Raw genomic sequence first — 9642 nt, 5'->3', positions numbered from 1 at the left:
CATGAGCCGGAAGCGGTGTCTGACTATGAGCATAGTCGGCGAAAAGATAAATGTTAAATAACCATTATCAGTGGGGAAGCGCTAAACCTGATATTCCTGTGCTACGTTTAATATTATTCATCTCTTTTTATCGTAACTGGCATTAAGGGCAACCCCCTGCATTTAATGCGTTTTTTGCTTCATTCACTCTCGTGTTGGTTATAAAAAGGATGCTCGATATGTATAAAAACATTCTCGTTCCGGTGGATGTCTACGAGACAGGTCTGGCGGATAAAGCGTTGCAGCATGCACGGTTTCTGGCGCAAAGCGCGTCGGGTGACATTCATTTGCTGCACGTCATGCCCAAATTTTCAGCCGAACTGACGCGTGGTTTTATTTCAGATGCGCGCAAAATGGATGAATATATGATTAATAATTCGAAAGAAAAACTGTCTGACCTGGTCAAAAAATTGAATCTGCCAGAAGAGCGTGTTCATCTCCATGTCCGTAGCGGGAACGTTCGTGATGAGGTTATTAAGCTGGCGGATGAACTGGCTGCCGGTGCAATTATTGTCGGCTCTCGAAATCCAAATATTCAAACCCATTTGTTAGGATCGGAGGCGGCAAGTATTGTTCGTTACGCACATGTTCCTGTTTTCGTTATTCGTTAATTACAGAGAAGCAAGGTGATTTCTGAATAGAACCTGAGGAAGGAACGATGAAAACAGGAAAACCTGAACGTCCGTATTATCAACAAACCGTTGACGAAACCCTGTCGAATATCCACTCCACCCTGGAAGGCCTTAGCGGCACTGAGGCATCAGCCCGACTTCAGCAGCATGGTGAGAATGCGTTACCGCAAAAAAAGGGCAAACCGGCCTGGCTGCGCTTCCTGGCGCATTTTAACGACGTATTGATTTACGTTCTGCTGGTGGCCGCGTTGCTTAAGCTCTTTATGGGCCACTGGGTAGACATGTTTGTGATCCTTGGGGTTGCCATCATTAACGCGCTGATTGGCCATATCCAGGAGAGCAATGCTGAAAAATCCTTGCAGAGTATTCGCAATATGCTCTCCAGCGAAGCCGTGGTGGTACGGCAGGGGAAACATGAAACGATCCCCACCACGGCGCTCGTCCCGGGTGATATCGTGGTGATCCGCGCCGGGGATCGTATCCCTGCGGATCTGCGCGTGATTGAAGCGCATAATCTTCGCGTGGAGGAGGCCATCCTGACCGGCGAATCCACCGTTGTTGAGAAAAACAGCGATGCGTTAAGCGGGGAACTGCCTTTAGGTGACCGGTATAATCTGCTCTACTCAGGCACCACCGTCAGCTCCGGCGGCGGTAAAGGCGTGGTGGTGGCAACCGGGGGCGAGACCGAGTTGGGTCACATCAATCAGATGATGTCCGACATTGAAAAGCACCGCACGCCGCTGATGGTGCAGATGGATAAGCTCGGTAAGACCATCTTCATCACCATCCTGGTGATGATGGTGGCGCTGTTTGTCTTTAGTCTCCTGTTCCGGGATATGCCGGTTTCTGAACTGGTGCTGTCGCTTATCAGCCTCGCCGTTGCCGCCGTGCCGGAAGGCCTGCCGGCCATCATTTCCATCATCCTTTCACTTGGCGTACAGGCCATGGCGCGTCGCAAGGCCATCATTCGCAAGCTGCCCACGGTGGAAACGCTGGGGGCGATGACGGTCATCTGCTCGGATAAAACCGGCACCCTGACGATGAATGAAATGACGGTCAAAGCGGTGATTACCGCTGACGCGACCTACCGCGTGGAGGGTGACAGCTACGAACCGGTGGGGAATATTCACCCCGTAGATGACCCGACGCCCGTCAGCGTGACGCAGGGTTCCCTGCTGGAGCGCTACCTGCGCACCATCGACCTCTGTAATGACAGCCAGCTGATCAAAGACGAGCAGGGGCTGTGGAAAATCACCGGGGGACCCACCGAGGGTGCACTGAAGGTGCTGGCGGCGAAAATTTCGCTCCCACCGCTCGATACCGAAATGCGCAGTAAAATCCCGTTTGATTCGCAGTATAAATACATGTCCACGTTGTACCGGTTGGGCAATGAAGAGGTGATTTTAATCACCGGCGCACCGGACGTCCTGTTCCGCCTCTGCCAGTACCAGCAGACGAATGACGGACTGGAGCCGTTCGATCAGCCTTACTGGGAAGGGAAGATTGAGGAGTATGCCCGGGAAGGCTTGCGTATGGTGGCGGCGGCCTGGAAACCTGCCCACGAGGGACAACGCGAGCTGGATCACCCGGACCTGCATGATGGCGTGATCCTGCTGGGTATTGCAGGAATGATGGATCCGCCGCGTCCGGAGGCCATTACCGCCATTGCCGACTGTCTGCAGGCCGGGATCCGCGTGAAAATGATCACCGGCGACCATCCGCAAACGGCAATGAGCATTGGGCAAATGCTGGGGATTGGTAACGCCGCAAGCGCTATCACCGGACGTGAGCTGGAGGCGATGGACGATCGTCAGCTGAGCGACGCCGCGCAGCAGTACGATATTTTCGCCCGTACCAGCCCGGAGGATAAGTTCCGCCTTGTGCAGGCCCTTCAAAGTAAACAGGAAGTCGTGGGCATGACCGGGGATGGCGTAAATGATGCCCCGGCGCTCAAGCGGGCGGATGTGGGTATTGCCATGGGGATTAAGGGGACGGAAGTCACCAAGGAAGCCGCCGACATGGTATTAACGGATGACAACTTTGCCACCATTGCCAGTGCGGTGCACGAGGGGCGTCGGGTTTACGATAACCTGAAAAAAACCATTCTGTTCGTTATCCCCAGCAACATCGCGCAGGCCCTGCTGATCATCATCGCGCTGCTGGCGGGGAACCTGATCCCGCTAACGCCGGTCCTGATCCTGTGGATGAACATGGCGACGTCGGCAACGCTGTCGTTTGGCCTGGCGTTTGAAGCGGGTGAGAAGGACATCATGAACCGGCCTCCGCGTAAGGCGAATCTTCATGTGATGGACGGCTATGCCATCTGGCGCGTGGTGTTTGTTGGTCTGATGATTGCCATTAGCGCCTTCGTGCTGGAAGCCTGGCTACAGCCGCGTGGCTATTCGGCGGAATTTATCCGCACCGTGCTGCTGCAAACCCTGGTCACTGCGCAGTGGTTCTACATGCTCAACTGCCGCGTGAATGACGGCTTTTCGCTGAGCAAAGGCCTGCTGGCGAACAAAGGGATTTGGATCGTGAGCGGCGTACTGCTGGCGCTACAGCTTCTTATTATTTACGCACCCTTCATGCAGATGCTGTTTGGCACCGAGGCGCTGCCGTTCCGCTATTGGGTCATCACCCTGCTTATTGGTTTTGTGATGTTCCTTATTGTCGAGGCGGAAAAAGTACTGACGCGCAGGTGGCGCAAAACCGAGGCGTGATAGCGTAAACTGAGAAAGCCTGCCTGAGCCCAGGCTTTCTCTTTTTTTTGAGCACAGGAAACTATGATTCGACTTGTCTGGTTCGTCCTTACGCTGTGTGCCGCTGTTCCCGGTGCGTTTGCCGTAACCTATCCTCTACCGCCGGAAGGCAGTCGTCTGGTGGGAACCCCGATTATCATCAAGGTTCCTGAAGGCAACACGCTGCCTCTTGAAGCCTTTGCCGCGCGCTACGGGCAGGGGCTAAGCAATATGCTGGAAGCTAACCCGGGCGTGGATCCTTTTTTGCCCAAATCCGGTACCCGGCTGGTCATTCCCCAGCAGCTGATTTTGCCTGACACCGTCCGGGAAGGCATTATCGTGAATGCGGCGGAAATGCGCCTTTACTACTATCCGCCCGGCGGTAACACCGTTGAAGTGCTGCCCATCGGCATCGGCCAGGCCGGGCGTGAAACGCCGCGTAACTGGGTGACGGCGGTTGAGCGCAAGCAGGAGGGACCCACCTGGTCGCCAACGCCCAATACGCGCCGCGCCTATGCGGCAGAGGGGAAAACGCTGCCGGCATTCGTGCCCGCCGGGCCAGATAACCCGATGGGGCTGTATGCGATCTATATCGGCAGGCTGTACGCCATTCACGGCACAAACTCGAATTTCGGCATCGGGCTGCGGGTGAGCCAGGGCTGTATTCGTCTGCGTAATAACGACATCAAATACCTTTTCGATAATGTCCCTGTTGGAACCCGCGTGCAGCTTATCGATCGGCCCGTGAAAACCACCACCGAGCCGGACGGTAGCCGCTGGGTGGAGGTGCATGAGCCGCTGTCACGTAACCGTGCGGAATTTGAATCAACCAATAAGGTACCACTGCCAATTTCAGCCGCGCAGCGGACACAGTTGGTAAACGAGGGAGCGGGAGCCGAACTGGAGCGGCGGTCGGGGATGCCGGTGAAGCTCAGTCAATGAGTTCGTTTAGCCCGGTGGCGCTGCGCTTACCGGGCCTACAGTCCCGTAGGTCGGGTAAGGCGAAGCCGGCACCCGACAATTTTACCCGCCGCAGAAAAGCAAAAAGCCTGCTTTAAAAGCAGGCTTTTCAAATTTGGCTCCTCTGACTGGACTCGAACCAGTGACATACGGATTAACAGTCCGCCGTTCTACCGACTGAACTACAGAGGAATCGTGTGAACGGGGCGCATATTATCGACCTGCGTTCGCCTTGTCAAAGGGTGGATCAACGCCTTTTGATCGTTTGCTGACAAAATCGGCAAAGTGGTGTTTTTGCCAGCGGAATGCACCGCTTTGGTGCGCGTATACCCCTAATGGGGCAGATCATAAACTGCTGTTTCAGTAATAAAACCCACCTCCGTGATTAGGTTTCCTTATTTTCAGGCGCTTAGCGAACAATTCAGACCGCCTGGTAAAAGTGGCATTCATATTGCAAAACCTGTTCAACAACGACAGCCGGTTCCGGCACAGCATTTTCGAACAGGGGGCAAAATGAACTTAAGACGACTGAAATACTTCGTAAAAATCGTCGATATCGGCAGCCTGACTCAAGCGGCAGAAGTGCTGCATATCGCGCAGCCTGCGCTGAGCCAGCAGGTGGCTACTCTGGAAGGCGAGATGGATCAGCAGCTGTTGATTCGCACCAAACGCGGCGTCACGCCAACGGAAGCCGGTAAGATCCTGTATACCCACGCGCGCACCATCCTCCGCCAGTGTGAACAGGCGCAGCTGGCGGTGAACAACGTGGGTCAGACCTTGAGCGGGCACGTTTCTATCGGCCTGGCGCCGGGAACGGCCGCATCGTCTATTACCATGCCGCTGCTGCAGGCCGTTCGCGCCGAGCTGCCGGAAGTGCTGGTTTACCTGCACGAAAACAGCGGGTCCGTACTGAATGACAAACTGCTGAGCGGCCAGCTGGATATGGCGGTCCTTTACGATCGCTCCCCGGTCGCCGGGATCACCAGCCAGCCGCTGCTGAAAGAAGATCTTTACCTCGTGGGCACCCGCGACTGTCCGGGTCAGAGCGTAGACCTGACCGCCGTGGCAGAGATGAACCTCTATCTGCCGCGCGATTACAGCGCCGTGCGCGTGCGCGTGGATGAAGCGTTCTCCCTGCGCCGCCTGACGGCAAAAATCATCGGCGAGATCGACTCTATCTCCACGCTGACCGCGGCCATTGCCAGCGGAATGGGGGTGACGGTTCTGCCGGAATCTGCCGCGCGCTCGCTGTGCAGTGCGGCAAACGGCTGGATGGCGCGCATCACCACGCCTTCGATGAGCCTGCCGCTGTCGCTGAACATGTCCGCACGCGGATCGCTCTCGCCGCAGGCGCAGGCGGTCAAAGAGATTTTGATGTCGCTGGTCAGCAAGCCATCGCTTGAGAACCGTGAGCTTCAGCTCGTGAGCTGATATTCCATAAAAGCATAAGATGCTGGTTTTTATTATTTGTTCTGCAGCTCAGCTGACTCTAACAATAGAGCTATCTCAGATGCGCCGGAGTGAATCGTGAATTTCCAGCAACTTAAAATTATCCGTGAGGCGGCCAGGCGGGACTACAACCTGACCGAGGTCGCCAACATGCTTTATACCTCTCAGTCCGGCGTCAGCCGCCATATCCGCGAGCTGGAAGAAGAGCTGGGGATAGAGATCTTTATCCGCCGCGGCAAGCGTCTGCTGGGCATGACCGAGCCCGGCAAGGCCTTGCTCACCATCGCTGAGCGGATCCTTAACGAGGCCAGCAACGTTCGACGTCTGGCGGATCTCTTTACCAATGATGCATCCGGCGTGCTTACCATCGCCACCACCCACACCCAGGCCCGGTACAGCCTGCCGCCGGTGATTAAAGCCTTCCGCGAACTTTTCCCCGATGTCCGTCTGGAGCTCATCCAGGGCACGCCGCAGGAAATTGAAGTGCTGCTGCAAAACGGCGGGGCGGATATCGGCATCGCCAGCGAACGCCTGAGCAACGACCCGCTGCTGGTGGCTTTCCCCTGGTTCCGCTGGTACCACAGCTTATTGCTCCCCGTCGATCATCCCCTGAATCAGGTCTCTCCCCTGACGCTGGAAGAGATTGCTAAGTGGCCGTTGATTACCTACCGCCAGGGCATTACCGGGCGCTCGCGTATTGATGAGGCCTTCAACCGTAAAGGGTTAACGCCGGACATCGTGCTGAGCGCGCAGGATTCCGATGTGATTAAAACCTACGTCGAGCTGGGCCTGGGCATTGGCCTGGTGGCGGAACAGTCCGGCGGCGAGCGCGAGGCCGGGGAACTGGTGCGTCTTGATACACGCCATTTGTTTGACGCCAATACCGTCTGGCTCGGCCTGAAGCGCGGGCAGCTACAGCGCAACTACGTGTGGCGCTTTATCGAGCTCTGCAACGCCGGGCTGTCCGTCGATGAGATTAAACGCCAGGTGATGGAGCCGGAAGAAGTGGCGATTGATTACCAGATTTAAGTGCTGGCTTGCCCGGTAGCGCTGCGCTGACCGAATTAGGGGACAGGGATGTCGTCATTTGTTGTAAGTAGTGGGGACATGCTGCTGCATCAATTCAACAATCCAGTCAATAAAAACGCGCAGTTTAGCGTTGACGTGGCGGTTCGGCGGGAACGCCAGGTGCAGGGGCATTGGACTGATACGCCATTGTGTAAACAACGGAATCAAAGCGCCGGCGGCCTGATGCACTGCCGCCATATAGACTGGCAGCGCAATCACGCCCAACCCGGCTAACCCGGCTTCGAGGTAAGCATTGCCATCATCCACGGCAAGTACATAGCTGCCCGTGATTTCAATATGTTCACTCTCACTGCGCAGTACCAGAGGATCAATCTTGCCGGTGCGTGAGGACAAGAATCCTACTCTGCGATGGTCGGAATTTTCCAGCTCTCGCGGGTGCGCAGGGGCGCCAAGGCGTTCCACATAGCTGGGGGCGGCGTAGACGCCGATTTGCAAATCTCCGACATGGCGAGCTATGAGGGACTGGTCGTTGATTTCGCCGCCGCGCAGGACGCAATCCACGCTGTCACCAATCAGATCCACCACCCGGTCGCTCACGCCCATGTCGAACTGGATGTCAGGGTAGCGTGCGTGGAACGCCGGTAGCGCCGGTACAAGGATGAGGCGGGCCAGCGGACTGGGCACATCCACCCGTAGCCGCCCCCTGGGCGTCATCGCCGCGCTGGACAGGCAGTTTTCAGCATCTTCCATGTCCGCCAGCAGGCGGATGACGCGTTCGTAGTAGACCGCGCCGTCGGGAGTCACGCCGAGCCTGCGGGTGGTGCGATGGAGCAATTTGACGCGTAGGCGCGCTTCCAGCTGCTGAACGAGCTGCGTCACCGTCGTTTTGCTCATATGAAGCGTTTGGGCAGCCTTTGTGAAGCTACCTGCCTCCACCACGCGAGCAAAGGCGCGCATCGCATCGAAACGATCCATTCCATACCTCTCTTTTCGCCGATTGTTTGGATATTACAAACAATGATGGACAAAGTCGCTTGTTTATCCGCCCGATCCTGCACCTGTAAAGTGTCCTTATGTTCACCGGGCTGATTTCGCCCCATTGCAAAGGTACAAACATGACGGCACGCGATGCAGTTTTCCCCACCGGTCGGCAGGCGCTCTATGAGCGCAATCGCTATTCACCGGCCATTAAATCCAACGGTTTTCTGTTCGTTTCGGGGCAGGTTGGTAGCCGCGAGGATGGTTCGCCAGAGCCCGACCTGAAAGCGCAGGTCCGGCTGGCCTTCGATAATCTTAATGCTGTCCTCGCGGCCGCGGGCTGCACGTTCGCTGACGTGGTTGACGTGACCCTCTTTGTCGTCGATCCCGAGTCAAACCTCGACGCTATCTGGAGTATCCTGCCAGAATATTGGGGGAAAGCGCCTTATCCTACGTTGACCGGGATCGGCGTGACGTGGCTGTACGGATTCCACTTTGAGATTAAGGTGATTGCCAGGCTACCCTAGCGTTACGGGTCTTTCCGCCGGTCGAAAGATAAGACAGAGGAAAATTTATGAAAGCAGCGGTTTATTGCCCAGTGACGCTGCGCTTACCGGGTCTACAGTCCCGTAGGCCGGGTAAGGCGAAGCCGCCACCCGGCAAATTTTCCGAATGCACAAAAGTAAAAAGCCTGCTTTAAAAGCAGGCTTTTCAAATTTAGCTCTCTTTAATCGCTCGATTGCTGTCATTTCGCCGACACGGCTCCAGTCCTGAAACCGCCTCGCATTTCGTTTATCCGATCCGCCATATTCCTTTGAAGCACATAAACAATTTTCTATTATCGGCCTTCCTACTACGAGCAACGTTCCCGCCTGCTTTCTGCCCACTTAATTATGAAAAGGAAATCACCATGAATCTGATGAATAATTGCGCACTTCCTGCCATGAATGTTATATTAAAATATAATATTAGGAGGTGCGCTATGTATAAAACTCGCCTGAAAAAGGTTGGCGGATCCATCATGCTGGCGGTTCCTCCCGCCGTGCTGAAAACGCTGGAACTGTCGACGGACAGCGAAGTCGGCATGACCATTAATAATGGTTGCCTGATTATTGAACCCCAGAAACGGCCTCATTATTCGCTTGAGGAGCTGCTGGCGCAGTGCGATCCGCACGCTGAAATGAGCGAAGAGGAGCGGGAATGGATTGATGCGCCTGCGGTGGGCAAGGAGATCCTGTAAATGGACAGAGGGGAAATCTGGCTTGTTTCACTGGATCCGACTGCTGGCCACGAGCAAAGTGGAAAACGTCCGGTACTCATCGTATCGAAGGCATCGTTTAACAAGCTGACCCGGCTACCGGTAGTGGTTCCCGTCACCAGCGGCGGAAACTTTGCGCGTACAGCAGGTTTCACCGTTTCACTGGAAGGGGCGGGGACCAAAACAATCGGCGTTATTCGCTGCGACCAGCCCAGAACCATTGATATGGCTGCCCGGAACGGCATGCGGCTGGAACGCATACCTGACGCCGTTGTAAATGAAGTGCTTGCGAGGCTGGATGCGATTCTGAATTAAGATCAGAAATGCAGAAAAGCAAAAAGCCTGCTTCAAAAGCAGGCTTTTCAAATTTGGCTCCTCTGACTGGACTCGAACCAGTGACATACGGATTAACAGTCCGCCGTTCTACCGACTGAACTACAGAGGAATCGTGTGAACGAGGCGCATAGTAGCGACCTCGGTTCGCCTTGTCAAAGGGGGAAAACACGCTTTTCGCTCGTTTGCTGACAATTTCAGCAAATCGCTGATTTTATAGCAAATT

At 55.4% G+C, this 9642-nt stretch carries 9 protein-coding genes and 2 tRNA genes; 8 read left to right on the top strand and 3 right to left on the bottom strand.

The window, feature by feature from the left end; translation table 11 throughout:
- The first annotated feature begins 218 nt into the window (after window positions 1-218).
- The 3 genes from ACWHWP_RS14980 (at window position 219) to ldtA (ending at window position 4351) form a co-directional block, all read left to right on the top strand.
- Window positions 219-650 carry a universal stress protein gene (locus ACWHWP_RS14980; RefSeq protein WP_063432480.1) on the top strand — a complete coding sequence of 144 codons (432 nt, stop codon included), beginning with the start codon at window positions 219-221 and terminating at the stop codon, window positions 648-650.
- A 47-nt stretch (window positions 651-697) separates the two neighbouring features.
- Window positions 698-3391: a cation-transporting P-type ATPase gene (locus ACWHWP_RS14975; protein ID WP_447855914.1), complete on the top strand. Its 2694-nt coding sequence runs from the start codon at window positions 698-700 to the stop codon at window positions 3389-3391.
- Window positions 3392-3454: 63 nt separating this feature from the next.
- Window positions 3455-4351, top strand: coding sequence for a L,D-transpeptidase (ldtA, locus tag ACWHWP_RS14970; RefSeq protein ID WP_063957614.1), 897 nt, complete (start codon window positions 3455-3457; stop codon window positions 4349-4351).
- Window positions 4352-4485: 134 nt separating this feature from the next.
- On the opposite strand, the gene ACWHWP_RS14965 is transcribed toward ldtA, so the two are convergent.
- Window positions 4486-4561: transfer RNA gene (locus ACWHWP_RS14965), tRNA-Asn, on the bottom strand.
- Window positions 4562-4882: 321 nt separating this feature from the next.
- Here ACWHWP_RS14965 and nac point away from each other — a divergent pair.
- Both nac and cbl read left to right on the top strand, forming a co-directional pair.
- Entirely contained in the window at window positions 4883-5800 is a 918-nt protein-coding gene (nac, locus tag ACWHWP_RS14960; protein ID WP_045908128.1) for a nitrogen assimilation transcriptional regulator NAC, read from the top strand.
- A 96-nt stretch (window positions 5801-5896) separates the two neighbouring features.
- Entirely contained in the window at window positions 5897-6847 is a 951-nt protein-coding gene (cbl, locus tag ACWHWP_RS14955) for an HTH-type transcriptional regulator Cbl (RefSeq protein ID WP_063957613.1), read from the top strand.
- 54 nt (window positions 6848-6901) lie between these two features.
- Here cbl and ACWHWP_RS14950 read toward each other — a convergent pair whose 3' ends face one another.
- On the bottom strand, window positions 6902-7822 hold the full coding sequence (locus ACWHWP_RS14950) for a LysR substrate-binding domain-containing protein (protein ID WP_447855912.1): 921 nt from the start codon (window positions 7820-7822) through the stop codon (window positions 6902-6904).
- Between the two features lie 140 nt (window positions 7823-7962).
- On the opposite strand from ACWHWP_RS14950, the gene ACWHWP_RS14945 reads away from it, so the two are divergent.
- The 3 genes from ACWHWP_RS14945 to ACWHWP_RS14935 all read left to right on the top strand — a co-directional run bounded on the left by ACWHWP_RS14945 (window position 7963) and on the right by ACWHWP_RS14935 (window position 9398).
- Window positions 7963-8352: a RidA family protein gene (locus ACWHWP_RS14945; protein WP_059310254.1), complete on the top strand. Its 390-nt coding sequence runs from the start codon at window positions 7963-7965 to the stop codon at window positions 8350-8352.
- Window positions 8353-8807: 455 nt separating this feature from the next.
- Window positions 8808-9065 carry an AbrB/MazE/SpoVT family DNA-binding domain-containing protein gene (locus tag ACWHWP_RS14940; protein ID WP_064594547.1) on the top strand — a complete coding sequence of 86 codons (258 nt, stop codon included), beginning with the start codon at window positions 8808-8810 and terminating at the stop codon, window positions 9063-9065.
- Entirely contained in the window at window positions 9066-9398 is a 333-nt protein-coding gene (locus tag ACWHWP_RS14935) for a type II toxin-antitoxin system PemK/MazF family toxin (protein WP_059310252.1), read from the top strand.
- A gap of 54 nt (window positions 9399-9452) precedes the next feature.
- Here ACWHWP_RS14935 and ACWHWP_RS14930 read toward each other — a convergent pair.
- Window positions 9453-9528, bottom strand: a tRNA-Asn gene (locus tag ACWHWP_RS14930).
- Window positions 9529-9642: the final 114 nt, after the last annotated feature.

The organism is Enterobacter sp. WI-ESBL-E8 (assembly GCF_053364895.1).
This window is presented reverse-complemented; position numbering and strand designations above follow the sequence as displayed.